Origin of the sequence: Streptomyces auratus (assembly GCF_050433025.1) — a bacterium.
Taxonomy (GTDB): Bacteria; Actinomycetota; Actinomycetes; order Streptomycetales; family Streptomycetaceae; genus Streptomyces; species Streptomyces sioyaensis.
Genome location: NZ_JBNGCB010000001.1, coordinates 4,266,917 through 4,291,316 on the forward strand (window position 1 = coordinate 4,266,917; position 24,400 = coordinate 4,291,316).

Annotated in this window: 22 protein-coding genes; 12 read left to right on the top strand and 10 right to left on the bottom strand. The window is 68.5% G+C overall.

Features of this window, described 5'->3' with window-relative positions; genetic code table 11:
- Positions 1-197: 197 nt before the first annotated feature.
- On the top strand, positions 198-1,673 hold the full coding sequence (locus BKA18_RS18585; protein WP_366047910.1) for a CCA tRNA nucleotidyltransferase: 1,476 nt from the start codon (positions 198-200) through the stop codon (positions 1,671-1,673).
- Between the two features lie 108 nt (positions 1,674-1,781).
- On the opposite strand, the gene BKA18_RS18590 is transcribed toward BKA18_RS18585, so the two are convergent.
- The 4 genes from BKA18_RS18590 to BKA18_RS18605 form a co-directional block, all read right to left on the bottom strand.
- Positions 1,782-2,372: an LppU/SCO3897 family protein gene (locus tag BKA18_RS18590; protein WP_366047909.1), complete on the bottom strand. Its 591-nt coding sequence runs from the start codon at positions 2,370-2,372 to the stop codon at positions 1,782-1,784.
- Positions 2,373-2,461: 89 nt separating this feature from the next.
- Positions 2,462-3,742 carry an MFS transporter gene (locus BKA18_RS18595; RefSeq protein WP_366047908.1) on the bottom strand — a complete coding sequence of 427 codons (1,281 nt, stop codon included), beginning with the start codon at positions 3,740-3,742 and terminating at the stop codon, positions 2,462-2,464.
- A 78-nt stretch (positions 3,743-3,820) separates the two neighbouring features.
- Positions 3,821-4,903, bottom strand: a complete 1,083-nt coding sequence (locus BKA18_RS18600) for an inositol-3-phosphate synthase (protein ID WP_096213335.1) — start codon at positions 4,901-4,903, stop codon at positions 3,821-3,823.
- A gap of 46 nt (positions 4,904-4,949) precedes the next feature.
- Positions 4,950-5,630: a PadR family transcriptional regulator gene (locus BKA18_RS18605; protein WP_366047907.1), complete on the bottom strand. Its 681-nt coding sequence runs from the start codon at positions 5,628-5,630 to the stop codon at positions 4,950-4,952.
- Positions 5,631-6,380: 750 nt separating this feature from the next.
- On the opposite strand from BKA18_RS18605, the gene BKA18_RS18610 reads away from it, so the two are divergent.
- Both BKA18_RS18610 and BKA18_RS18615 read left to right on the top strand, forming a co-directional pair.
- Positions 6,381-8,654 (top strand): transglycosylase domain-containing protein, encoded by a 2,274-nt coding sequence (locus BKA18_RS18610; RefSeq protein ID WP_366047906.1) that lies wholly within the window; start codon positions 6,381-6,383, stop codon positions 8,652-8,654.
- Positions 8,655-8,784: 130 nt separating this feature from the next.
- Positions 8,785-10,266 carry a glycosyltransferase family 87 protein gene (locus tag BKA18_RS18615; RefSeq protein ID WP_366047905.1) on the top strand — a complete coding sequence of 494 codons (1,482 nt, stop codon included), beginning with the start codon at positions 8,785-8,787 and terminating at the stop codon, positions 10,264-10,266.
- Between the two features lie 87 nt (positions 10,267-10,353).
- On the opposite strand, the gene BKA18_RS18620 is transcribed toward BKA18_RS18615, so the two are convergent.
- From BKA18_RS18620 to BKA18_RS18630, 3 genes are all read right to left on the bottom strand, one after another.
- Entirely contained in the window at positions 10,354-11,385 is a 1,032-nt protein-coding gene (locus BKA18_RS18620; protein ID WP_366047904.1) for an alanine racemase, read from the bottom strand.
- A 65-nt stretch (positions 11,386-11,450) separates the two neighbouring features.
- The gene (locus BKA18_RS18625) at positions 11,451-12,569 is read right to left on the bottom strand and encodes a lipid II:glycine glycyltransferase FemX (RefSeq protein ID WP_006604401.1); all 1,119 of its coding nucleotides are present in this window, start codon (positions 12,567-12,569) and stop codon (positions 11,451-11,453) included.
- Positions 12,570-12,714: 145 nt separating this feature from the next.
- Complete coding sequence (locus BKA18_RS18630) at positions 12,715-13,029, bottom strand: hypothetical protein (protein WP_006604400.1); 315 nt, start codon at positions 13,027-13,029, stop codon at positions 12,715-12,717.
- Between the two features lie 229 nt (positions 13,030-13,258).
- Between BKA18_RS18630 and rpsF the strand changes: the two genes are divergently transcribed.
- From rpsF to rplI, 4 genes are all read left to right on the top strand, one after another.
- A complete protein-coding gene (gene rpsF / locus BKA18_RS18635) occupies positions 13,259-13,549 on the top strand; it encodes a 30S ribosomal protein S6 (RefSeq protein WP_006604399.1) in 291 nt (96 codons plus the stop codon).
- An 81-nt stretch (positions 13,550-13,630) separates the two neighbouring features.
- Complete coding sequence (locus BKA18_RS18640) at positions 13,631-14,221, top strand: single-stranded DNA-binding protein (protein WP_006604398.1); 591 nt, start codon at positions 13,631-13,633, stop codon at positions 14,219-14,221.
- Positions 14,222-14,330: 109 nt separating this feature from the next.
- Positions 14,331-14,567, top strand: coding sequence for a 30S ribosomal protein S18 (gene rpsR, locus BKA18_RS18645; RefSeq protein WP_003978893.1), 237 nt, complete (start codon positions 14,331-14,333; stop codon positions 14,565-14,567).
- Between the two features lie 18 nt (positions 14,568-14,585).
- Positions 14,586-15,032 (top strand): 50S ribosomal protein L9, encoded by a 447-nt coding sequence (gene rplI, locus BKA18_RS18650; protein WP_030075760.1) that lies wholly within the window; start codon positions 14,586-14,588, stop codon positions 15,030-15,032.
- 111 nt (positions 15,033-15,143) lie between these two features.
- On the opposite strand, the gene BKA18_RS18655 is transcribed toward rplI, so the two are convergent.
- Both BKA18_RS18655 and BKA18_RS18660 read right to left on the bottom strand, forming a co-directional pair.
- Positions 15,144-15,989, bottom strand: coding sequence for a trypsin-like serine peptidase (locus tag BKA18_RS18655; RefSeq protein ID WP_366047964.1), 846 nt, complete (start codon positions 15,987-15,989; stop codon positions 15,144-15,146).
- 65 nt (positions 15,990-16,054) lie between these two features.
- Positions 16,055-17,392 carry an MATE family efflux transporter gene (locus BKA18_RS18660; RefSeq protein WP_366047903.1) on the bottom strand — a complete coding sequence of 446 codons (1,338 nt, stop codon included), beginning with the start codon at positions 17,390-17,392 and terminating at the stop codon, positions 16,055-16,057.
- 476 nt (positions 17,393-17,868) lie between these two features.
- Between BKA18_RS18660 and dnaB the strand changes: the two genes are divergently transcribed.
- The 5 genes from dnaB to BKA18_RS18685 all read left to right on the top strand — a co-directional run bounded on the left by dnaB (position 17,869) and on the right by BKA18_RS18685 (position 23,875).
- A complete protein-coding gene (dnaB, locus tag BKA18_RS18665; RefSeq protein ID WP_040898843.1) occupies positions 17,869-19,329 on the top strand; it encodes a replicative DNA helicase in 1,461 nt (486 codons plus the stop codon).
- 139 nt (positions 19,330-19,468) lie between these two features.
- On the top strand, positions 19,469-19,840 hold the full coding sequence (locus tag BKA18_RS18670; RefSeq protein WP_366047902.1) for a hypothetical protein: 372 nt from the start codon (positions 19,469-19,471) through the stop codon (positions 19,838-19,840).
- Between the two features lie 49 nt (positions 19,841-19,889).
- Positions 19,890-21,332 carry a serine hydrolase domain-containing protein gene (locus BKA18_RS18675; RefSeq protein WP_366047901.1) on the top strand — a complete coding sequence of 481 codons (1,443 nt, stop codon included), beginning with the start codon at positions 19,890-19,892 and terminating at the stop codon, positions 21,330-21,332.
- Positions 21,333-21,432: 100 nt separating this feature from the next.
- Positions 21,433-22,569 (top strand): pyridoxal-phosphate-dependent aminotransferase family protein, encoded by a 1,137-nt coding sequence (locus BKA18_RS18680; protein ID WP_429638348.1) that lies wholly within the window; start codon positions 21,433-21,435, stop codon positions 22,567-22,569.
- Positions 22,570-23,128: 559 nt separating this feature from the next.
- Entirely contained in the window at positions 23,129-23,875 is a 747-nt protein-coding gene (locus BKA18_RS18685; protein WP_366043903.1) for a TetR/AcrR family transcriptional regulator, read from the top strand.
- A 37-nt stretch (positions 23,876-23,912) separates the two neighbouring features.
- Here the strand turns inward: BKA18_RS18685 and BKA18_RS18690 are convergent, their stop codons facing one another.
- Positions 23,913-24,365, bottom strand: a complete 453-nt coding sequence (locus tag BKA18_RS18690) for a GNAT family N-acetyltransferase (protein ID WP_366043904.1) — start codon at positions 24,363-24,365, stop codon at positions 23,913-23,915.
- Positions 24,366-24,400: the final 35 nt, after the last annotated feature.

The window sequence follows — 24,400 nt, forward strand, 5'->3', positions numbered from 1 at the left end:
TCGTCGTCGTCTGTGGTCGTTCGGAATGTGCGTCCACGAATGGTAACGAGGCCCGCCGCGCCGGAGTGCCAGGGACTGCTCCACATGATGGCGGCGCAGCGGGCAGTGCGCCCAGCCTGTCCCCTTTAGTACGTGACGCCGGGGGCTGCTTTATTGCGTGACGCCTGGGGCTGCGCGGCCACGTACCCTGTTTTGTTGTGCCGAACGCCAACAATGACCTCCCCGCCCCGCTCTCCGAGCGGACCCCGCAGTCGACGAACGCGCTGAACCATGTGCAGCGTCGTGCCGTGAGCGAACTGCTGCGGGTGTCCCCCGTTGCGGATGACCTGGCCCGTCGATTCCAGGAGGCCGGGTTCACACTTGCCCTGGTCGGCGGGTCGGTCCGGGATGCGCTGCTGGGCCGGCTCGGCAATGACCTGGACTTCACCACCGATGCCCGCCCCGAGGACGTCCTCGACATCGTCCGTCCCTGGGCTGATGCGGTCTGGGAGGTCGGTATCGCCTTCGGGACGGTCGGCTGCAAGAAGGACTCGTTCGACATCGAGGTCACGACCTACCGTTCCGAGGCATACGACCGCACCTCTCGCAAGCCGGAAGTGTCGTACGGGGACACCATCGAGCAGGACCTGGTGCGCCGGGATTTCACGGTGAACGCCATGGCGGTGCTGCTGCCGCAGAAGGAGTTCGTCGACCCGCACGACGGTCTGGAGGACCTGGCGGCGCGCGTGCTGCGGACGCCGGGGACGCCGCAGGAGTCGTTCTCCGATGATCCGCTGCGGATGCTGCGTGCAGCCCGCTTCGCCGCGCAGCTGGACTTCGAGGTCGCGCCCGAGGTCATCGCCGCAATGAAGGCGATGTCGGACCGTATCGAGATCGTCTCCGCGGAGCGTGTGCGGGACGAGCTGAACAAGCTGATCCTGGCGCCGCACCCGCGCGAGGGACTGCGGCTGCTCGTCGATTCGGGCCTGGCCGACCAGGTCCTGCCCGAGCTGCCCGCACTGCGGCTGGAGAGTGACGAGCATCACCGTCACAAGGACGTCTACGAGCATTCGCTGACGGTCCTGGAGCAGGCGATCGACCTTGAGGAGGACGGTCCCGATCTTGTGCTGCGGCTGGCGGCCCTGCTGCACGACATCGGCAAGCCCAGGACGCGACGCTTTGAGCAGGACGGCCGGGTCTCCTTCCACCACCACGAGGTGGTGGGCGCGAAGATGACCAAGAAGCGGATGACCGCTCTGAAGTACTCCAACGACATGATCAAGGACGTCTCGCGGCTGGTGGAGCTGCATCTGCGCTTCCACGGCTACGGGACGGGCGAGTGGACGGACTCCGCGGTCCGCAGGTACGTGCGGGACGCCGGCCCGCAGCTGGAGCGGCTGCACAAGCTCACCCGCTCGGACTGCACCACTCGCAACAAGCGCAAGGCCGGTGCCCTGTCGCGCGCCTATGACGGGCTTGAGGAGCGCATTGCGCTGTTGCAGGAACAGGAAGAGCTGGAAGCGATCCGCCCGGATCTGGACGGTAACGACATCATGCAGATCCTGGGCCTTCGCCCAGGTCCCGAGGTCGGCAAGGCCTACAAGCAGATGCTGGAGCTTCGGCTGGAGCACGGCCCCATGGACCGCGAGGCGGCCATCGCCGCGCTGAAGGAGTGGTGGGCCACCCAGAGCTGATGTTTCACGTGAAACGAGCGGTCGATCAGCCGTCACGTTTCACGTGAAACGAGGAGCGGTGTTTCACGTGAAACACCGCTCCTCGCCTATCCGATGCATTCAGGCCGGCTACTTCGCAGCGGTCAGGCAGAGCACCATGGCGGTGTCGGCGCGCCTGCGACGGTGCGTTTCCTTGACGTAGGCCGGCTGACCCGCGGGGCACACCGACGTGTCCGAGGTGCCGTTGTGCACGGCGGTCACCTTGTACTGGGCCTTCGAGGTTCCGCAATCCACCACTTCGAGGCCGTCATCGAGCGAGCTGCTGGACTTGTGCACGCAGTCGCCGACCTCGGCGGATTCTGCGTCATCCATGCTGCTGATCCAGCCGACTGCGATGACGATCAGCCCGATGACGAGCCCGATGCCCCTCAAGATGGCCCTGGGGGAACGGCTCTTGGCAGGCCGTGGCGGCGGTACGGGAGGCCCGCCCTGCATGTACGGCTGCTGCGGAGCCATGGGGTAACCCGGCTGTGGCTGCTGGCCGTACGGAGCCTGCGGCTGCGGGGGGTGGGCGTAGCCGCCCTGGGGCTGGCCATAAGGAGCCTGCGGCGCTTGCGGTGCCTGCGGATAGGGGTTCTGCCCGTAGGGCGGCTGTCCGTACGGCTGTTGCCCGTACGGCGCCTGGCCGTACGGATTCGCGCCCTGAGGCGGCGTGGTCATGGGATTCCCCCGGTTTTGATGTGTACAGGCTTGTGTAGGACGCCCGTAAGGTATCCGGTCCGGGTGCCCTGCCGCAGACGCCGGGGTACTCATCGCACGGCGAATGGCCTCTCTCCGCGGCTGAAGCAGACCACGGTCGCGGCCACCAGCGCGTACAGCACGGTCACCACGCCCAGCAGCGCGATGGACCGTCCGTCCGGAGGCAGCATGAGGGCCGCGACTGCGGCAGCGCCGACGTAGGCGACGTTGAAAAGGACGTCGTAAATGGCGAAGATCCGGCCGCGGAAGGCATCGTCGACAGAGGACTGGACGATGGTGTCCGTGGAGATCTTCGTCCCTTGTGTGCTGAGGCCGAGCACGAACGCGGCCGCCAACATCGGGCCCGGCGTGAAGAACAACCCGAGGGACGGCACCAGCACCGCGTCCATCGCGGCGCAGCAGACGATCCAGCCGAACGCGGTGAGCCGTGTGACGGCCCAGGGCGTGACGACAGCGGCGGTGAAGAAACCTCCACCGGACACCACGACCGCGATCCCGAGCAGTGCCAGGCCCTCGGATTCGGTGTCGGACCAGGAGTACCGGCACAGCATCAGCACCATGACCGTCAGCGCTCCGTAGCAGAACCGGATCACGGTCATCGCGAGCAGCGCGCGCGCCGCGGTGCGCCGCTCGGCAAGATGGCGCAGCCCCTCCACAAGTCCGCGCGCCGTGCTCAACAGGGCTTCTCGCAGATGCGGTTGGAGGCGTGCGGGGTCGGGGCCGAGCAGCTGCGGTGTCATGCGCAGCGAGGTGAGGGCCGAGCAGAAGTAGAGGGCCGCGGCGAGCAGCACGACGAACGCGTCCACATCCGAGCCGGCCAGCCGGATGGCGAAGGCCAGCCCGCCGCCGGCCGTCGCGGCGAGCGTTCCGGCGGTGGGGGCAAGGGAGTTGGCCATGACCAGCTGTTGTCCCCCGTCGACCACTCTGGGGAGCGCGGCCGAGAGCCCGGCCAGGACGAAGCGGTTCACGGCGGTCACGGACAGGGCCGAGACGTAGAAGAGCCCGTCAGGGACCTCCGACACGATCAGCGCCGCGGTCACCATGGCCAGCAGGGCCCGCAGCAGATTGCCGTACAGCAGGACCTGACGGCGGCGCCAGCGGTCGAGCAGCACCCCGGTGAACGGCCCGAGGAGTGAGTACGGCAGTAGCAGGATTGCCATGGCGGAGGCGATGGCTGCGGGCGAGGTCTGCTTCTCGGGTGAGAAGACGACGAACGTCGCGAGTGCGACTTGGAACACCCCGTCGGCCGCTTGGGACAGAAGCCGTGCGGCAAGGAGCGAACGGAAGTCGCGTAGCCGGAGGAGTACGGACAGGGCGCGCACCGCATGCATGAGGCACAGCCTCACACAGCCCGCAGGCCTCCGGGTGGAATACCCGGAGGCCTGCGGAGGGAGAGTGTGTCGGGCGCCTCAGCGCTCGACCTCGCCGCTGATGAACTTCTCGACGTTCTCCCGCGCCTCGTCGTCGAAGTACTGCACCGGCGGCGACTTCATGAAGTACGAGGACGCGGAGAGGATCGGGCCACCGATGCCCCGGTCCTTGGCGATCTTCGCGGCGCGCAGGGCGTCGATGATGACTCCGGCGGAGTTGGGGGAGTCCCAGACCTCGAGCTTGTACTCCAGGTTCAGCGGGACGTCACCGAAGGCACGGCCCTCGAGCCGGACGTAGGCCCACTTGCGGTCGTCCAGCCAGGCCACATAGTCCGAGGGGCCGATGTGGACGTTGTCCTCGCCCAGCTCACGGTCGCGGATCTGGGAGGTGACGGCCTGCGTCTTGGAGATCTTCTTGGACTCCAGGCGCTCGCGCTCGAGCATGTTCTTGAAGTCCATGTTGCCGCCGACGTTCAGCTGCATCGTGCGGTCCAGGATGACGCCCCGGTCCTCGAAGAGCTTGGCCATCACACGGTGCGTGATCGTGGCGCCGACCTGCGACTTGATGTCGTCACCGACGATCGGGACGCCGGCCTCGGTGAACTTGTCCGCCCACTCCTTGGTGCCGGCGATGAAGACCGGGAGGGCGTTGACGAAGCCGACCTTGGCGTCGATGGCGCACTGGGCGTAGTACTTCGCCGCGTCCTCGGAGCCGACGGGGAGGTAGCAGACCAGGACGTCGACCTGCTTGTCCTTGAGGACCTGGACGACGTCGACCGGGGCCTCGGTGGACTCCTCGATGGTCTGGCGGTAGTACTTGCCCAGGCCGTCGAGGGTGTGGCCGCGCTGGACCGTCACGCCGGCGTTCGGCACATCGCAGATCTTGATGGTGTTGTTCTCGCTGGCGCCGATGGCATCCGCGAGGTCGAGCCCGACCTTCTTGGCGTCGACGTCGAAGGCGGCCACGAACTCGATGTCACGCACGTGGTAGTCGCCGAACTGCACGTGCATGAGGCCGGGCACGCGGCTCTTCGGGTCGGCGTCCTTGTAGTACTCGACGCCCTGTACCAGCGAGGCGGCGCAGTTGCCCACGCCGACGATGGCTACGCGAACCGAACCCATTCCGGTTGCTCCCTGTGATCTCGATGAGGCTCCGTACGACGGAACCTCATGTGGTGGTGTCATCGGACGGATCCGGCCGGGAACCACCCCGGTGCCGGGGCAGGCCGCCCGTATCTCCTGACTGGTGCTTGCTGTCCTGTGCTGCGGGATCCGGTGCGCGCTGATCGCGCCCGGCACGCTCACTTTCGATGAGCTCGTTCAGCCAACGGACTTCGCGCTCCACGGACTCCATGCCGTGCCGCTGCAATTCGAGGGTGTAGTCGTCCAGCCGCTCGCGGGACCTGGCCAGGGAGGTGCGCATCCGCTCGAGGCGCTCCTCCAGCCGGCTGCGGCGGCCTTCCAACACACGCATCCGCACGTCCCGCGACGTCTGGCCGAAGAATGCGAAGCGGACGCCGAAGTGCTCGTCCTCCCACGCATCCGGTCCGGAGTGGGCGAGCAGTTCTTCGAAGTGCTCTTTGCCCGCTGCGGTCAATCGGTAGACGATCTTGGCTCGGCGCCCTGTCAGCGCCGTGGCCGGTACGGCCTCCGGGGCGCCGTCCGTCTCCTCGATGAGCCAGCCGTTGGCGACCAGCGCCTTGAGGCAGGGGTAGAGGGTGCCATAGCTGAACGCACGGAAGACCCCGAGCGAGGTGTTGAGCCGTTTACGCAGCTCATAGCCGTGCATCGGGGATTCGCGGAGCAGGCCGAGGACGGCGAACTCAAGGATGCCGGAACGTCTGCTCATCCTCCGCCTCCCTGGTCTGTGCGTTCTTTATGTCGTGCTGATGTATCGACTCGATACATCCAGACGATAGAACGGTCACCTGGGTGGAACAAGAGGGGGGATGGTGAACGGCGTCACATCACTGATTCGTGCTACTCAACCTGACTGATTTGGAGTGAATTTCAACACTGGGCAGGTTTTGGACGTGCGTAGTCTGTGCGGCATGCAGACTGCCGGGAACCGCGGGCCGATATCTGACGTCCCCGTCCTCGGTGTATTGCGGTTCGCGCCTCAGGAGCGAGCCGTGCATCGGGGGGACCTGAAGACAACTGCCGCCTTCAGGCGACGAGATAGCGCGCCTGCCCGAGGAGTATTCGTTCCATGAGCGAGCACCGTCGCAAACCGCCACAGCCGCAGAGTGGCGGACGTGCCGCGGCCCGACGCGCCGCACAGCCACCAGGGCGTCGTGGCGCCCCTTCGCGTGGCTCCGCCGCCGGTCCTGCTTCCCCCTCCGATCCGTACGGCGACGAGCCGCGGCAGGGTGGCCGTGCCGAGGCCCGCAGAGCCGCTCAGCGCAGCGGCCGCCGCAGGGCGCCCGAGTCTGCTGGGATGGGCTCCGGTGACGGAGCCGGTGGCCGCGGTGGCGGAGGCCGGCGCGGTGGTGGCGGCGGCCCCGAGGGGGGCCGCGGTCGCGGTCGCGGCAGCGGAAAGCCTGCCAAGAAGCGTCTGATCGATTACCCGCGCGCCCACCGCAGCGGCTGGCGGCGCTTTGTGCCGTCCTGGAAACAGGTCGCCAGCCTGTGCGTCGGTTTCATAGGGCTGATCGTCGGCGTTTCCGGAGTCGCGCTGGCCGTGGTGCACGTTCCTGACGAGAGCCTGGCCGCCAAGTCGCAGAACAATGTCTATCTCTGGGCCAATGGCAAGGTCATGGCTCGCGACGGTGAGACAAACCGGCAAAACGTCACGATCAATGAAATTCCGCGTTCGATGCAGAATGCGGCAATCTCCGCGGAGAATGCCTCGTTCCGGACGGACTCGGGCGTGGACCCGATGGGTATTGCGCGCGCCGTGTTCAACATGGCCAAGGGCGGCGAGACCCAGGGCGGCTCGACGATCACCCAGCAGTACGTGAAGAACGCCATGCTGAGCCAGCAGCAGACCATCGACCGCAAGTTCAAGGAACTGTTCATCGCGATCAAGGTCGGCTGGTCGAAGAACAAGGACCAGATCCTCCAGGGGTACCTCAACACCAGCTACTACGGACGCGGTGCCTACGGCATCCAGGCCGCGGCTCAGGCGTACTACGGCGTGGACGCCGCCAAGCTGAAGCCGGACCAGAGCGCCTTCCTGGCCACGGTGCTCAAGGGCGCGGATCTGTACGACCCCGCGGGTGGTACCAGTCCGGGAGCCACCCGGGCGGCGAACACCAAGCGTGCCGAGGCGCGCTGGTCCTGGATCCTCGACCGCGAGGTCGACAACCACCTCATGTCGAAGGCGCAGCGGGACTCGTACCGGGGGAAGTTCCCCAAGCCGAAGCTGCCCAAGCCGGTGGCCAGCAAGAGCGGTCAGATCGGCTACATGATGGACACCGCGAAGAAGTATGTGCTGAAGCACTCCGGGCTCAGTGAGGCGCAGTTCGACAAGGGCGGCTACACGATCCGGACGACCTTCGACGAGAAGCGCACCAATCAGCTCGAGACCGCGGTCAAGAAGGTCGACAAGCGGTACATCGACCCCAAGAAGCGCGCGAAGGACAAATACGTCCAGTTCGGTGGCGCCTCGGTGGTGCCGGGAGACGGCAAGATCGTCGCCCTGTACGGCGGTGAGGGCTACGACAAGGGGCACTTCAGCAACAACGCCGATACCTTCGGTGTGCCGGTCGGCTCGACCTGGAAGCCGTTCGTGCTCGCCGCGGCGATGAAGTACGGAACGGCCAAGAGCGAGGGTCAGCCGGTCTCGCCGGACAGCCGGTACAACGGCAATGACCACCTCAAGGTGAAGGACGCTGAAGGTAACTACGTCCGGAAGCGGGACGACTCGGTCTTCTATCAGGAGAACGAGAGCAACCATCCCTGGGGCTACATCCCCTTGACCAAGGCGATGGAGCAGTCCGTCAACACTCCGTTCGTGCAGCTCGGCATGGATGTCGGGATGAGCAAGGTCCGGGACATGGCACAGGCTGCGGGCATCGCGCCGGCCAGCTTCGACAAGAACCTGAACCCGTCCTTCGCACTGGGCACCTCCACGCCGAGCGCGATCCGGATGGCCGATGCCTACGCCACGTTTGCCGATTCGGGGACGAAGGTCGAGCCGTATTCGGTGACCAAGGTGACGTTCGAGGGCGAGGACCTGAAGGGCTTCGACAAGCCCAAGTCCGAGACCGGGATGGACTCCAACATCGCCAACAACGTGACCAAGGTGCTGCAGAACGTCATTCAGAACGGCACCGCGACGGAAGCCAAGAAGCTGAAAATGCCGGCAGCGGGCAAGACCGGTACCACCGACCAGAACAAGTCGGCCTGGTTCGTCGGCTACACCAAGCAGCTGTCGACGTCCATCACGATGTTCCGTGAGGACGCACAGAACCCCCGTCAGCTGTCCATGAACGGTGTCGGTGGCTTCGACTCGATCCACGGTGGTGCGCTGCCCACCGAGGTGTGGACCGAGTACATGCTGCAGGCGATGAAGGGCGTCACGCCGGAGAACTTCCCGCCCGCCACACCCATCGGGGACCGGGTGGACGAGGACGGCATGCCGACTCCGAAGCCGACGCCCACGCCGTCGGACACGCCGTCGAACACTCCGTCGGAGACTCCCAGTGAGTCCGCTCCCCCGACGAACTCTCCCAGCCCGAGCCCCTCGGACTCCTGCTCTACCTGGGACCTCAACTGCAAGAACAGTGGTGGCGCCGGTAACGGCGGAGGCAACGGAGGAGGAACGGGCGGACCTGGCGGACCGGGCGGTGGCACCGGAGGCACCAGTCCGACGCCTGCCCCGACGGACGCCACCGGTGGTGGCGGCTGGTTCGGCGGTCCGACCGGTTGATGAGCACCGACCGTTTCACGTGAAACGCTGAATGTTTCACGTGAAACGTGGAGCCACGAAGCCCCCGCCCGGCGTGTCCGGGCGGGGGCTTCGCCGTTTTCCGTACCCGGCCGTACGGCAGGATGGGGCCATGACGAGCGTGCGACGGGACGAGTCGGTGCGGCCGACAAAGCGGGATGAGGTGGCGGCGGCCGGCAGCGAGCTGATCGGAGGGCCGATCGGCCGGCACGCGCTGCTCGGAACGAGTTGGCTGACCCCGGTACGGGTCATCGCGCTCGTCGCCATCGGCATGTTCGCGCTCGGCATGGTGCAGAAGCTGCCGTGCTACAACGGCGGCTGGTTCTTCGGTGCCACCAGCCAGTACACCCACGCCTGCTACTCCGACATCCCCCACCTCTATGCGGGGCGGGGCTTTGCCGAGGGGCTGATCCCGTACTTCGACCGGCTGCCCGGCGATATGGAGTATCTCGAGTACCCGGTGCTCACCGGTGTCTTCATGGAGGTTGCCTCCTGGATGACGCCGCACGCGGGCGGTATCCAGCAGCGCGAACAGATCTACTGGCTGGTCAACGCCGGCATGCTGATGATCTGCGCCGTCGTGATCGCCGTGTGCGTGACCCGCACCCACCGGCGGCGCCCCTGGGACGGCCTCCTGGTCGCCCTGGCGCCCGCCGCCGCCCTCACCGCCACCATCAACTGGGATCTCCTCGCGATCGCCCTGACCGCCGCCGGGATGCTGATGTGGTCACGCAGCCGGCCGCTGGCGGCCGGTGTCCTCATCGGGCTGGCCACCGCGGCGAAGCTGTATCCGGTGCTGCTGCTGGGTCCGCTGCTGGTGCTGTGCTGGCGCGCGGGAGCCTGGCGCGCCTACCGGAAGGCGGTGGCCGGTGCCCTGGTGTCCTGGCTGGTGGTGAATCTCCCGGTGATGATCACGCATGACGCCGCGGGCTTCCACATCCGGGAGGGCTGGGCGAAGTTCTACACGTTCAGCCAGGAACGGCCCATCGACTTCGGTTCGGTCTGGCTGCTGATCTCGCAGCGCACCGGGAATCCCCTGGAGAACGCCAATACCTACGCCACCCTGCTGATGATCCTCGGCTGCGGCGCCATCGGCCTGCTGGCCCTCTATGCGCCGCGCCGGCCGCGCTTCGCTCAGCTGGCGTTCCTCGTCGTGGCGCTGTTCATCCTCACCAACAAGGTCTACTCCCCGCAGTACGTCCTGTGGCTGACCCCACTCGCCGCGCTGGCCCGGCCGCGCTGGCGGGACTTCCTGATCTGGCAGGGCTGCGAGGTCATGTACTTCCTGGGGATCTGGATGTACCTCGCCTACACAGGAAACGGCGACAAGCACCAGGGGCTCCCCACGGAGGGATACCAACTGGCCATCGGCCTGCACCTCTTGGGCACCCTCTACCTGTGTGCCGTGGTGGTACGGGACATCTGGCTGCCGGAGCGCGACGTGGTCCGCAGGGACGGGGACGACGACCCCTCGGGCGGAGTCCTGGACCACAGCCCTGATGTGTTCGTGCTCGGACGGACCCACCACCAGCCGCGGCACGCGATGCAGTTCGAGGCGGCGCCACGGGTGCGCTGGGGCGCCGTACGGGAATGAGCCGGCACCGGCGTGGTGCACCGAGGGCCCGTGCAGCAGGGAACGCCTGCGGCACCGGGCCCTCGGTCTGTCCACGCCTCGGCCGGCTCAGCGGTCCACGAGGCGGTCGTACTGCGTGGTGGTGTGCCGCAGATGGGCCACCAGCTCCTCGCCGACCTGCGGCTGCGGGGCGTCGCCCGGCACGAACAGGATCGACACCTGCATGTGCGGGGGCTCCGCGAACCAGCGCTGCTTCCCGGCCCACACATAGGGCGCGAGATTGCGGTTGACGGTGGCCAGGCCGGCCCGCGCCACGCCCTTGGCACGCGGCATCACCCCGTGCAGCGCCTTGGGCGATTCCAGGCCGACGCCGTGCGAGGTGCCGCCGGCCACCACGACCAGGTATCCGTCGGAGGCCGCCTTCTGCTGGCGGTAGCCGAAGCGCTCGCCCTTGGCGATCCGGGTGACGTCGAGCACCGAACCGCGGTACTCGGTGGCCTCGTGGTCGCCCAGCCACAGCCGGGTACCGATCCGCGCGCGGAACCGCGTCTGCGGGAACTGCTGCTGGAGACGGGCGAGTTCATCGGCCTTGAGGTGGCTGACGAACATGGTGTGCAGGGGGAGGCGGGCGGCACGGAGCCGGTCCATCCAGCCGATGACCTCCTCGACCGCATCGGACCCGTCGGTGCGGTCCAGTGGCAGGTGGAGCGCGAAGCCCTCGAGCCGGACGTCCTCGATGGCCGTGGCCAGCTTCGGCAGATCCTCCGGCTTGACGCCATGGCGCTTCATGCTGCTCATGACCTCGATGACCACGCGGGCGCCGACCAGGCCACCGACGCCCTCGACGGAGGAGACCGAGCGGATCGCCCGGTCGGGCAGCGGCACCGGCTCCTCGCCGTGGCGGAACGGCGTCAGGACGAGCAGGTCGCCGCTGAAAAAGTCCTTGATACGGACCGCCTCGTAGGTGGTCCCGACCGCGAGGATGTCGGCGCCGAGGCGGGTTGCCTCGTCGGCGAGGCGCTCATGGCCGAAGCCGTAGCCGTTGCCCTTGCAGACCGGGACGAGCCCGGGGAACTGCTGGAGAACGCTCTGGTGATGCGCCCGCCAGCGCGCGGTGTCGACGTAGAGGGTGAGCGCCATGGCCGGCCCGGAACCTTTCTCGTGGCTGCGGTGTGTCAGGAGTACGAACGGTGCGGTGGAGCGGATCAGCGGCGTGCCATGTACATATCGAACGCCTTGTGCAGAAGCTTGTTGAGCGGGAAGTCCCACTCGCCGAGGTACTCCGCTGCCTGCCCGCCTGTGCCGACCTTGAACTGGATCAGGCCGAAGAGGTGGTCGTTTTCGTCCAGCGAATCACTGATGCCGCGGAGGTCGTAGACCGAGGCGCCGAGCGCATAGGCGTCCTGCAGCATCCGCCACTGCATCGCGTTCGAGGGACGGACCTCACGGCCGATGTTGTCCGAGGCGCCGTAGGAGTACCAGACGTGCCCGCCGACGACGAGCATCGTCGCTGCAGAAAGGTTCACGCCGTCGTGGCGCGCGAAGTAGAGCCGCATGCGATTGGGGTCCTCGGAATTGAGGGCCGTCCACATGCGCTGGAAGTAGCCGAGCGGCCGCGGCCGGAACTGGTCACGGACCGCGGTGATCTCGTAGAGGCGCTGCCATTCGGCCAGGTCCTCGTATCCGCCCTGGACAACCTCGACGCCGGCCTTCTCGGCCTTCTTGATGTTGCGGCGCCACAGCTGGTTGAAGCCCTTGTGGACCTCCTCCAGCGAGCGGTCGGCCAGCGGCACCTGGAAGACGTAGCGGGGCTGTACGTCGGCGAAACCGGCGCCGCCGTCCTCACCCTGCTGCCAGCCCATGCGGCGCAGCTTGTCGGCCACCTCGAAGGCGCGCGGCTCGATGTGCGTCGCCTCGACGTCCCGCAGACGCTTCACATCCGGGTTCTGGATGCCGGCCTTGATCGCCTGGGCGTCCCAGCGGCGGATGATCACCGGCGGGCCCATCTTCACGGTGAAGGCACCCTGCTGCTTGAGATGCTTCAGCATCGGCTGCAGCCAGTCCTCCAGGTTCGGCGAGTGCCAGTTGATGACCGGCCCCTCGGGGAGGTACGCCAGGTAGAGCTTGACCTTGGGGACCTGGCGGTAGAGCACCAGACCCGCGCCGACCATCTCGCCGCTCGCGTCGAACCAGCCCAGGCTCTCCGACCGCCATTCGGCCTTGACGTCCGCCCAGGCCGGAACCTGCATGTGGCTTGCCGCGGGCAGGCTCTGGATATACGCCAGATGCTGCTCTCGGCTGATGGTCCTCAGGGTCAGGCTCATGCGGGGCGCTCCTCGGCAGGTGTGTCCCCATGGTCGGGGCTCCGGCTCTCGCGCCGAAGCCTACTGTGACCGCGGAGCGCCCCGTCTGGGCCGTACGGGCGCGGGTCCCATATGCCGCATCGGCGCGGGGCCCGTCGGGCGGGCCCTAGCCGATGACGCCGCCGAAAAGGCCGCCGTGTGCCACGCCCAGATAGAAGCCGACGGCCGAGGCTCCTAGGCCGATGATCAACAGGAAGCGTTCGCCTGTCGTGGAGGAGATGAACTGGCCCCAGAGGCCGGTACCGATGCCGATCAGACCGACCCAGGAGCTGATGAGGTGCAGGCTGGGAGCGAGCGTGGTGAAGACGGCGATCGCGCCGAGCACGATGGTCGCGAGGGCGAGGGTGTTCTCGACGGGATGGTCCTTGCCGTCGCTGTTGAGCAGCGAGAGCAGATTGCGCTGGGTCCTTGCCTGTGCCATGCGGCACCTCCCATGACAGGGCGGCGCACTGTAACGCCGCTCACACCCGTTGTGTTCCAGATTGAGGGGTGCACCGGCCGGATTTCAACCGGAAGGCCAGAGGCAGGTACTCTGTACGGTCTGCGCCCATGTCTGTCCGGATGACCGGCCGGGCACGGCGCGGAAACGCATTTGACCCTCCTGCCACGGAACGACCGTGGCCGCTGAGTCCAAAGGAGGTGGGTTCCACATGCGTCACTACGAGGTGATGGTCATCCTCGACCCCGATCTCGAGGAGCGCGCTGTCTCCCCGCTGATCGAGAACTTCCTCTCCGTCGTCCGCGAGGGCAACGGAAAGGTCGAGAAGGTCGACACCTGGGGCCGTCGTCGTCTCTCGTACGAGATCAAGAAGAAGCCCGAGGGCATCTACTCGGTCATCGACCTGCAGGCCGAGCCTGCGGTCGTCAAGGAGCTCGACCGTCAGATGAACCTGAACGAGTCGGTCCTCCGGACCAAGGTTCTCCGTCCCGAGACCCACTGAGCGCGACAGCGCCAGCGGTAACCGGGTCCGAGTAGCAGCAACACCAGCAGCCAGCAGCACACCCGCCGAGAGGTTCCCCTAATGGCAGGCGAGACCGTCATCACGGTTGTCGGCAATCTTGTCGACGACCCCGAGCTGCGCTTCACCCCGTCCGGTGCGGCGGTCGCGAAGTTCCGCGTCGCGTCCACTCCCCGCACCTTCGACCGTCAGACCAATGAGTGGAAGGACGGCGAGAGCCTGTTCCTGACCTGCTCGGTGTGGCGTCAGGCGGCGGAGAACGTCGCCGAGTCCCTTACGCGGGGTACCCGCGTGGTCGTCCAGGGCCGCCTCAAGCAGCGGTCGTACGAGGACCGCGAGGGCGTGAAGCGCACGGTCTACGAGCTCGACGTCGAGGAAGTGGGCGCGAGCCTGAAGAACGCCACGGCCAAGATCACCAAGACCAGCGGTCGCGGTGGCCAGGGCGGCGGCTTCGGCGGCGGTCAGCAGGGCGGTGGCCAGGGTGGCGGCGGTTGGGGCGGCGGCCCCGGCGGCGGCCAGCAGGGCGGCGGCGGTGCTCCCGCCGACGACCCGTGGGCGACCAATGGCCCGGCCGGCGGCGGTCAGCAGGGTGGCGGCGGCGGTGGCTGGGGCGGTAGCTCCGGCGGTGGCTACTCGGACGAGCCGCCCTTCTAGGTCCATGAGCCGGTCCGGCTCCGCGCTGTTTCACGTGAAACGGCGCCGCGGAACGGCCTGGGGCCTGAGGGCGTCAGCACAAACTTCTTGAACTCATTGGAGAGAGACAATGGCGAAGCCGCCTGCTCGCAAGCCTAAGAAGAAGGTTTGCGTGTTCTGCAAGGAGAAGATCTCCTACGTCGACTACAAGGACACGAACCTGCTGCGGAAGTTCATTTCCGACCGCGGCAAGATCCGTGCCCGCCGGGTCACCGGCAACTGCACTCAGCACCAGCGTGACGTCGCCACGGCCGTGAAGAACAGCCGTGAGATGGCGCTGCTGCCCTACACGTCCACCGCGCGATAAGGGAAGGGTGACCGAATCATGAAGATCATCCTCACCCACGAGGTCTCCGGCCTCGGCACCGCCGGCGACGTCGTTGACGTCAAGGACGGGTACGCCCGCAACTACCTGGTTCCGCGTGGTTTCGCGATCCGCTGGACCAAGGGTGGCGAGAAGGACGTCGAGCAGATCCGTCGCGGTCGCAAGATCCGCGAGATCGCCACGATCGAGCAGGCCAACGAGGTCAAGGGCCGGCTCGAGGGCGTCAACGTGAAGCTGGCCGTGCGTGCCGGCGACGCGGGTCGTCTGTTCGGCTCCGTCACCCCGGCCGACGTCGCCTCGGCGATCAAGGCTGCCGGTGGTCCGGACGTCGACAAGCGTCGTGTCGAGCTCGGTTCGCCGATCAAGACCCTGGGCGCGCACCAGATCTCCGTGCGTCTGCACGCCGAGGTCGTCGCGAAGCTCGGCGTCGAGGTCGTCGCCGCGTAATCGCAGTACCGCGCCGAAGGGCCGCATCCCGTCACCGGGGTGCGGCCCTTCGCCGTGTCCGGGGCCGCTCGCCGGCTCGGCCTCGTCGTGCGGCGGGCGCGAGGCCCGTTCTCAGTCCTCGTCCTGCGCGTGCTTGTAGAGCTTGGCGATGTCGTCGTCGAAGTACGCGGCGTAGGAGACATCGTCTTCGTCACCGCCGCCTTCGTGGCCGCCCAGGACACCGATGACCGTGCCGGTGTGGCTCTTGGGGTCGTAGTCGGCCAGCCAGGGGCTGCCGCTCGTACCGCCCTCGAAGTCGGTGCACTGGATACGCAGTTGGGTGTCGCTGAACTTCGTGGTGCGGTTCTGGCAGGAGATCGGCGTGTTGCGGCTGGTGGGGTAGCCGGTGATCTTGACGTCGTTGTCGAAACCACGGTCTATGCCGAGGGTGTTGCCGCCCAGGACGTCCTGGATCTGCTTCCCGCTCTTCTTGTCGAGCACGAGGAAGGCGACGTCGAGATCCTCGTCCTGCGACTTGGCCCAGCGATCGTCCACGATGACCTTCTTGACCTTCCACAGGCCCGTGGGCTCGTCACCGTCGCGGTAGTCGGGGGCGAAGACCAGATCGTCGACCGTGCTGCCGGCGTCGATGTCGTAGGCACAGTGCGCCGCGGTGATGAGCATGTTCCGGCCCGGGCTCTGCACCACGCTCGCGGTGCAGAAGTGGTCGCCGGAGTCGTCCTTCTCGAAGACCGCGCCGACCCGCGCGTTCTCCTCGGTTCTGCGCGGGGTGTACGCATTGCCGTCATCGGCCGGGGCCGTCGCCTTGGGATCCTGGTCCTGCGGGTCCTGGCTGGACTCGCCGGACTTGCCGAATCCGCTGCGGCCGAGGCTACTGCCACTGCTGATGTCGGTTTGCTCCGTGGCGTAGCCCACCACGGCAGCAGCCAGCATGACGACAGACGTCAAGGGCAGCACGGACTTCCTGGCAAGCGAGCGCACAGGGTCATTATTGACATGCGCTGCGTGTGACGGGAGGTGGTTCAGCGGGAGGCCCCGGTCACAATCCACCGACCGGAGCGGGTGCGCAGCCACAGGGTCAGCAGTCGCACGGCCATCATCAGCGCCATTGCCCCCCACAGCGCGACCAGTCCGCCGCCGAGGGCCGGCACGGCGAGCGCGGCCGGCGCGAACAGCGCCAGTGTCACGACCATGGCCCAGGCGAGATACGGGCCGTCCCCCGCGCCCATCAGCACGCCGTCGAGGATGAAGACGATGCCGGAGACCGGCTGGGTCACGGCCACGACCAGGAGTGTCGCCAGCAGCGGCCCTTCCACGGCGGGGTCGGAGGTGAACAGGGGGATGAACAGCGGGCGGGCGAGCGCGACCAGCACCCCGAGGACCAGGCCCGCGGCGATGCCCCACTGGACCATCCTGCGGCAGGCTGCCTTGGCGCCGTCGCGGTCCCCCGCGCCGAGGTAGCGGCCTATGATGGCCTGCCCGGCGATGGCGATCGCGTCCAGCGCGAAGGCCAGCAGGGACCACAGCGTGAGCACGATCTGGTGGGCTGCGACCTCGGCGTCGCCGAGCCGGGCGGCGACGGCGGTGGCGATCATCAGCACGGCGCGCAGCGAGAGCGTACGCACCAGCAGCGGGACCCCGGCCTGGGCCGAGGCGCGGATCCCCGCGGCATCGGGGCGCAGCGAGGCGCCGTGCCGTCGGGCGCCGCGGACGACCACGGCGAGGTAGACGGCTGCCATGCCGCACTGGGCGATGACCGTGCCCCAGGCGGAGCCCGCGATACCGAGACCGGCACCGTAGACCAGGCCGACGTTGAGCGCGGCGTTCACGGAGAAGCCGCCGATGGCGACGTAGAGCGGGGTCCTGGTGTCCTGGAGGCCGCGGAGCACTCCGGTGGCGGCCAGCACGACGAGCATCGTGGGGATGCCCAGCGCGCTGATGCGCAGGTAGGTGGTGGCGTACGGGGCGGCGGTGCCGGAGGCGCCGAAGGCTTCGACGAGCCACGGGGCGGTGGGCAGCACGGTTGCGATGACGGCGGCGCCGAGCAGCAGCGCGAGCCAGATGCCGTCCATGCCCTGGCGGATGGCGGCGGGGAGGTCGCCGGCGCCGACCCTGCGGGCGACCGCCGCGGTGGTGGCGTAGGCGAGGAAGACGAAGACGGAGACGGCGGTGGTCAGCAGGGCGGCGGCGATACCGAGGCCGGCGAGTTGGGGAGTGCCGAGGTGGCCGATGACGGCGCTGTCGGCCATGACGAAGAGCGGTTCCGCGACCAGTGAGCCGAAGGCAGGCAGGGCAAGGGCGATGATCTCGCGGTCATGGCGGCGGTCGGTGCGCCGCGTTGTCGCGGGAGCCTGTGTCATCCGCACAATCTAATCTTCCACAGGTAAGAGATGCAAACCATTTGCAGTCCTTACTTACCGCTGCGTGTAGGTGTCATCCGTGTGCCGTTTGTCGCGATCTTGAACACCCGGGGAAAGTTTTTCTCCCCCACAGCCTATGGATGAGAAAGGTGCAGGTCAGACGGGTGAGGGCGAGGTGATTGTGTGCTTGTCCACAGAAGTTTCCCCCGTGCCGTGCACAGGATCCGGGGACTTCTCCACAGCTGTAGGCCAGTCATCCACATGGCCTGTGGATAACCAGATTGGCGGACGGTGCCCACGGGCCTACCGTGGTCCGGCACCCGCCGCCTGTTCTGGCTTCAGACCACGTCCGAACTCGACGCGCCGTAACCGGAGTCGGGCGTCTCGATTGTCAGAGCTGTGCCGTAAGAAAGAACCGCACAGCAAGGTCCGCGCCGCGGACGGGAGGAGGTGCCGGGGTGAGCATTCCCGAGCCCATGGAAGACCCTTGGGCGGACTCCGGTCCCAGCGACCTGCTGCCGGCCGCCCGCTCCCGGCGGGGCGAGGGCAAGGGCCGGGGGCGCGGCGACCGGCAGGAGCGTGACGACGACAGCGGCGGCTCCTGGTCCGGCGGCTTCGAGCGGGTGCCTCCGCAGGATCTGGACGCCGAGCAGTCCGTGCTCGGCGGCATGCTGCTGTCCAAGGACGCCATCGCGGATGTCGTCGAGGTCCTGAAGGGCGAGGACTTCTACCGTCCCGCCCATGAGCTGGTCTTCCAGGCGATCCTGGATCTGTACGCCAAGGGCGAGCCGGCCGACCCGATCACCATCGCCGCGGAGCTGACCAAGCGCGGCGAGATCGCGCGGGTCGGCGGCGCTTCGTATCTGCACACCCTCGTCCAGTCCGTACCGACCGCGGCGAACGCCGAGTACTACGCCGAGATCGTCCATGAGCGTGCGGTGCTGCGCCGGCTGGTCGAGGCCGGCACCCGCATCACGCAGATGGGATATGCCGCGGACGGCGATGTCGACGAGATCGTCAACAGCGCCCAGGCGGAGATCTACGCCGTCACCGAGCAGCGGACCAGCGAGGACTACCTTCCGCTCGGCGACATCATGGAGGGCGCCCTCGACGAGATCGAGGCGATCGGTTCACGCCAGGGCCAGATGACGGGCGTGCCGACGGGCTTCACCGATCTGGACTCCCTCACCAACGGCCTGCACCCCGGCCAGATGATCGTGATCGCGGCCCGTCCCGCCATGGGTAAGTCGACCCTGGCGCTGGACTTCGCGCGAGCCTGCTCGATCAAGAGCAATCTGCCGAGCGTGATCTTCTCGCTGGAAATGGGGCGCAACGAGATCGCGATGCGTCTGCTGTCCGCCGAGGCGCGGGTCGCGCTGCACCACATGCGCTCCGGCAGCATGACCGACGAGGACTGGACGCGGCTGGCGCGCCGGATGCCGGATGTCTCCGCCGCGCCGTTGTACATCGACGATTCGCCGAACCTCTCGATGATGGAGATCCGGGCGAAGTGCCGCCGGCTCAAGCAGCGCAACGAGCTGAAGCTGGTGGTCATCGACTATCTGCAGCTGATGCAGTCCGGTGGCTCGAAGCGCGCCGAGAGCCGCCAGCAGGAGGTCTCGGACATGTCCCGAAACCTCAAGCTGCTGGCGAAGGAGCTGGAGCTCCCGGTCATCGCGCTCTCCCAGCTGAACCGTGGTCCGGAGCAGCGCACGGACAAGAAGCCGATGGTCTCCGACCTGCGTGAATCCGGTTCGATCGAGCAGGACGCCGACATGGTCATCCTGCTGCACCGCGAAGACGCCTACGAGAAGGAATCCCCGCGCGCCGGCGAGGCCGACCTGATCGTGGCCAAGCACCGTAACGGCCCCACCGCCACGATCACGGTGGCGTTCCAGGGCCACTACTCGCGGTTTGTCGACATGGCGCAGACCTGAGCTGTCCGGACCGGCGGCATCGCGTGCCTCATGCCGTCATGCGCGGCGCAGAGGTGCGCTGACCGGCGCCGGCGCGAGGAGGACGGCCCGGGCTCGGCCGACGGGGGAGCGCCGGCCTGCGGCGGCACATGCGTACTTCGTGCGGGCCGCCGAGCGGGTCGCCGAGGCTCCCGGGGGGCAGTACGGCGACTGGAACCGGTTCGCGATCGTGGAAGGCCTGCGGGATACGGCCTACGCGGTGCCCGGACCGGCCCCCGGCGGGGACGCCTCGCGGCTCCTCCTGGATGAGGCGGTCGACGGGCGGCTGCGGGATTTGGTGTCGCGGTGGTGTGCGCGGGGCGACCTCCTGGCGCTGGCGCTGGCGCTCCCGGCCTGTCTCGGCCATCTCGGCACGGACGAGGACCGGGCACGCCTGCGTACCGCGCTGCACATGGTGCATGCGGCGCGCCGGCTGCCGGAGGACGAGCAGGCGGAGCTGGGCACGGTGATCGGGTCGGCAGCGCTGCGGTGATACGGCGAGGATGGGCGCGGCCGAATCGGATCCGCTGTGGAGGAGCGCCATGACCATCGCACAGTCCAGGCAGTCCCATGAGCCCGGGACGAACGGGCCGGGGGCGGTTACCGCGCCTGACGAGTTCGCGGAGCTGTTGCCGCAGACACGTAGGGCGTTGCTGCGCCGGCTCGCGGTGGGGCAGTCGGAGGGCCGGGCGCCCTCGATGGTGGGTGCGGTCGTCCGCGACGGGCGGGCGGTGTGGACGGGAGCCCGGGGTGCGGTGGACGGGGAGGCACCACACGGCGCGGTGCAGTACCGGATCGGTTCACTCACCAAGACCTTTGTCGCCGTGCTGGTGTTGAGGCTGCGGGACGAGGGGCTGCTGCGGCTGGAGGACCCGCTCGGCAGGCATCTGGACGGGACCCCGGTGCCGGACGCGACGATTGCGCAGCTGCTCGCGCACAGTGCGGGGCTGACGGCCGAGGCACGGGGCCCGTGGTGGGAGCGGACCGACGGTGGGCTGCGGCCCGCGCCGGCCGACCTCTTCGGCGAGCGGCCGCAGCGGCTGGCTGCCGGCCGCCGGCACCATTACTCCAACCCTGGCTATGCGCTGCTCGGGATGCTGGTCGAACGGTTGCGGGGCGACACCCCCTGGTACGAGGTACTGCGCCGCGAGGTGCTGGAACCGCTCGGCATGAGCCGTACGACGCTGCGTCCACAGCCGCCGTTCGCCGGCGGCTGGGCGGTGCATCCGTGGGCCGATGCGCTGCTGCCGGAGCCGGCCGAGGACACCGGACTGATGGGCCCGGCAGGGCAGTTGTGGTCGACGCTTGCGGACCTGTGCCGATGGGCGGCGTTCCTGCTGCGGGGCGACGGCCGAGTGCTGTGCGCGGCGAGTCTGGCCGAGATGCGGATGCCGGCCGTGCCACCGGAGGAGAGTGCTTGGGACGCGGCCTACGGGCTGGGCGTTCAGCTCGTACGGCGGGACGGGCGGCTGCTGGCCGGGCACCTCGGCTCGATGCCCGGATATTTGGCGGCGCTGTGGACCGACGTCGACGAGGACGTTGCCGGAGTCGTGCTCACCAACTGCACCTCGGGCCCGGTGGTCTCCGCCATCGCTGCCGACCTCACTGCCATCGTGACCGAGCACGAGCCACGGATTCCCGAGCCCTGGCACCCGCTGCCCGGGCCGCTGGACCGGGAGCTGCTGGCGTTGACCGGGCCCTGGTACTGGGGCGCTACCCCCCACGTCCTGCGGCTGCGGGACGAGCGCGGGCTGGAGCTCGCGCCGCTGTCCGGGGTGGGGCGGTCCTCGCAATTCCGGCCGGAGGAGGACGGCACATGGACGGGGCTGGACGGTTACTACGCGGGCGAGACGCTGCGCGTGATGCGGGACGAGGACGGTTCGGTCAGCCATCTGAACCTCGGAACCTTCGTGTTCACCCGCGGGCCGTACGAGCCGTCAGAGCCGGTGCCCGGTGGGGTGGATCCGGAGGGCTGGCGGGTGTGAGGCCCGTACCCGAGGGCGTGGGGGCCGGCCGTACAGTCGAAGCAGATGTCAGGAGCCGCGCCGCGTCGGCTCGCCACCGCTGGAAGGCCCTGTGACTGCCGTGTCTGACCCGACCGCGAACCCCTCCGCCCCGGTCCTGCTCGATCTGCCGCCGCTCACCGCGGCCCACTTCGCGCGGATCGAGGACAAGGTCGCCGCTCTGCTGCACACCCGCTGCGATGTCGTGGCGATGCAGGGCGAGGCGCTGCTGCCGCTGGAGGCCTGTATCCGCTCGGCCGTCCGCCCCGGCAGCACCGCGCTCAACATCATCACCGGGCCGTACGGCGAGACCTTCGGCGGCTGGCTGCGCTCATGCGGTGCCGGCGTCGTCACCCTCACTGCGCCGTTCACGGGTGCGGCCGACCCGCAGCAGGTGGCTGATGCCCTGCGGCAGCACCCCGAGATCGACTTTGTGAGCCTGGTGCACGCCGAGGCGGCCACCGGCAACACCAACCCCGTCGCCGAGATCGGCGCGGTGGTGCGGGAGCACGGCGCGCTGCTGATGCTGGACGCGGTCGCCTCGGTGGGCGCCGAGCCGCTGCTCACCGACGAGTGGGGCGTGGATCTCTGTGTGATCGGTGGGCAGAAGGCGTTGGCCGGGCCCGCCGGGGTTTCGGCGGTATCGGTCAGCGCCCGGGCGTGGGAGCGGATCGCCGCCAACGAGCAGGCCCCGCGGCGCTCGTACCTCTCGCTGCTGGACTGGAAGGAGCGCTGGATCGACGGCGGACGCACCGCACTGCCGCACGCTCCGGCACAGCTGGAGATGCTCGCGCTGGAGCAGGCGGCGGACCGTGTCGAAGTCGAGGGCCTGGCCGCGGTCATCACGCGGCACCGGGCGGCGTCCGCGGCGACCCGGGCCGGTATCCAGGCCTTGGGAGGGCTCGCTCCATACGTCGTACACGATGAGGACGCGGCGCCGGCCGCCACGACGCTCCGTGCGCCCGAGGGAGTGGACGCCCGGGAGGTGGTGGCCGCAGCGCTCGCGGCGGATGCCACTGTGCCGGTGCAGGCCGCGGCGGGCGCACTGGCCAAGGAGATGATCCGGGTGAACCACTATGGCCGCGCCGCCGACCGGACCGTGGTCACGGCCTCGCTGATGGCGCTGGCAGGTGGGCTACGTGCGCTGGACGTGCCGGTGGATGCTGAGGCGGCGGCCCTGGCCGCGGGCGCGGCGTGGGACTCGGTGGTCGCTGGCTGACGCTGGTCGGCGCCCGGATGGCGGGCGAGTTGTCGACGTGGGGTCGTGTTTCACGTGAAACACGACCCCACGTCCATGTCTGGGTGCGGTGTCGTTTCACGTGAAACGGCGGTACGACGCGGTGAGTCTGGCGGCGAATGTCGCGGCTCCGACATGCCCTGATCGATGAGCCGGTGCCAGCCAAGTTCCTTTTGCGGTACCGGAGTTGGGCTCTGTGGGCTGACGGGGGAGACGAGGTTCCGTACGCCCGGGGAGCCGGCCGCATCGAGGGAAGCGCGGCCGCGTCCCGTCCGGAGTAGTCCGGTGGCGCGCCCCGGGTACCGGAGGCAGGCTGGACGCTGAAGACGCCGTGTGCGCGGGGCACGCGCGCGGGCGGGCGGACCGCCCGCCGTTGGCGCACGACCCCACCGCCCGGACGGTCCGCCCGGCCGATCCGCCAACGCGGCGGCCAGGTCATTAACGATCTTACTGAAACCCTCCTCTAGAATCGGAACGAGCGACCCGTTTGTATGGGTGGATCTCTCGACCCGGAGGTCGATGATTCTCAGGAGGCCGAGCGATGTCGGACGGCGGCGTCCCGCCCTCGCGTGCGGATGCGCGGCGCAACCGGGCACTGGTGCTCCAGGCGGCCCGATTCGCCTTCGAGGAACAGGGGTTGGGGGTTCCGCTCGGGGAGATCGCACGTCGTGCGGGGGTCGGCGCGGGCACCGTCTACCGGCATTTTTCTTCCAAGGAAGCCCTGTTCAGGGCGACCATCGTGGACCGGATCGAACTCTTCACCGACACCGCACGGGACTTGGCCGATGTCACCGACCCCGGACCTGTCTTCTTTCGCTTTCTGGCGTCGGTCGTACGGCTCGCCGCACGGAACAAGGCGTTGTGCGACGCACTGGAGGCGGCCGGCACGGGCCGCTTCGAGCCGTCGCCCGGGGTCGGGAAGGACTTCGATGATGCGCTGGAGGTCTTGCTCGGCAGGGCCCAAGAGGCAGGCGCCGTGCGGCAGGACGTCGGGATAGCGGACATCCGGGCGCTGCTGGTGGGCTGTCTTTCGATGGAGCGGGCCCGGGCGGGTGCCGACACGGATGACGGGGTGCAGGGCCGGATGACGGAGCTGATGTGCGAGGCGCTGCGGCCGGAGCGAGCCGTAACGAAACTGGCGACAGATCCTGCAAAACGTAACGGGTCGCGGTGTGAGGTGTGCGGAGCGGCGCTCGCGACGGCGCGCGCGGGCCGGCCGGCGCGCTACTGCGGTGGCGCCTGTCGGCAGAAGGCCCACCGGGCGCGAGAGCGCACCCGACAGCGGTGATCATGCCCGGCCGCGAGCCGCCGGTCGTCGTGCCGGCTCAGAGCGTGAGCTTGAATCCCAGGTGGGAGGCCTCGAACCCGAGGCGCTCATAGAAGCGGTGCGCATCGATCCGGGTCGCGTCCGAGGTGAGCTGCACCATCTGGCAGCCGAGCGTGCGGGATTCCGCGACCGCCCACTCGATCAGCTCGGTACCGAGGCCGCTGCCGCGCTCGTCGCGGTGGATCCGCACGCCCTCGATGATCGAGCGGGTGGCGCCGCGCCGGGACAGGCCGGGAATGACGGTGAGCTGGAGCGTGCCGATCGTCCGCCCCTCGCGGACCGCCACGACCAGGTGCTGCTGCGGGTCGGCGGTCAGCGCTTCGAACGCGGCACGGTACGGAGCCAGGTCGTCCGGCGCCTCACGGGCGGCTCCCAGCGGGTCGTCGGCGAGCATCGCCACGATGGCGGGGAGGTCGGCTTCGGTCGCGCGGCGTATCTCGATATCGCTCATGGGCGCGACCCTATGCCGAGGCGCCTCAGGGGCGG

Excerpts from the sequence above, each read along its gene's own strand:
- BKA18_RS18590 (WP_366047909.1), bottom strand. The coding sequence starts at position 2,372 with ATGACCACGCCGCCTCAGGGCGCGAATCCGTACGGCCAGGCGCCGTAC.
- BKA18_RS18595 (WP_366047908.1), bottom strand. The coding sequence starts at position 3,742 with ATGCATGCGGTGCGCGCCCTGTCCGTACTCCTCCGGCTACGCGACTTC.
- BKA18_RS18600 (WP_096213335.1), bottom strand. The coding sequence starts at position 4,903 with ATGGGTTCGGTTCGCGTAGCCATCGTCGGCGTGGGCAACTGCGCCGCC.
- BKA18_RS18605 (WP_366047907.1), bottom strand. The coding sequence starts at position 5,630 with ATGAGCAGACGTTCCGGCATCCTTGAGTTCGCCGTCCTCGGCCTGCTC.
- BKA18_RS18615 (WP_366047905.1), top strand. The coding sequence starts at position 8,785 with ATGACGAGCGTGCGACGGGACGAGTCGGTGCGGCCGACAAAGCGGGAT.
- BKA18_RS18620 (WP_366047904.1), bottom strand. The coding sequence starts at position 11,385 with ATGGCGCTCACCCTCTACGTCGACACCGCGCGCTGGCGGGCGCATCAC.
- BKA18_RS18625 (WP_006604401.1), bottom strand. The coding sequence starts at position 12,569 with ATGAGCCTGACCCTGAGGACCATCAGCCGAGAGCAGCATCTGGCGTAT.
- BKA18_RS18630 (WP_006604400.1), bottom strand. The coding sequence starts at position 13,029 with ATGGCACAGGCAAGGACCCAGCGCAATCTGCTCTCGCTGCTCAACAGC.
- rpsF (WP_006604399.1), top strand. The coding sequence starts at position 13,259 with ATGCGTCACTACGAGGTGATGGTCATCCTCGACCCCGATCTCGAGGAG.
- BKA18_RS18640 (WP_006604398.1), top strand. The coding sequence starts at position 13,631 with ATGGCAGGCGAGACCGTCATCACGGTTGTCGGCAATCTTGTCGACGAC.
- rpsR (WP_003978893.1), top strand. The coding sequence starts at position 14,331 with ATGGCGAAGCCGCCTGCTCGCAAGCCTAAGAAGAAGGTTTGCGTGTTC.
- rplI (WP_030075760.1), top strand. The coding sequence starts at position 14,586 with ATGAAGATCATCCTCACCCACGAGGTCTCCGGCCTCGGCACCGCCGGC.
- BKA18_RS18660 (WP_366047903.1), bottom strand. The coding sequence starts at position 17,392 with ATGACACAGGCTCCCGCGACAACGCGGCGCACCGACCGCCGCCATGAC.
- dnaB (WP_040898843.1), top strand. The coding sequence starts at position 17,869 with ATGGAAGACCCTTGGGCGGACTCCGGTCCCAGCGACCTGCTGCCGGCC.
- BKA18_RS18675 (WP_366047901.1), top strand. The coding sequence starts at position 19,890 with ATGACCATCGCACAGTCCAGGCAGTCCCATGAGCCCGGGACGAACGGG.
- BKA18_RS18685 (WP_366043903.1), top strand. The coding sequence starts at position 23,129 with ATGTCGGACGGCGGCGTCCCGCCCTCGCGTGCGGATGCGCGGCGCAAC.
- BKA18_RS18690 (WP_366043904.1), bottom strand. The coding sequence starts at position 24,365 with ATGAGCGATATCGAGATACGCCGCGCGACCGAAGCCGACCTCCCCGCC.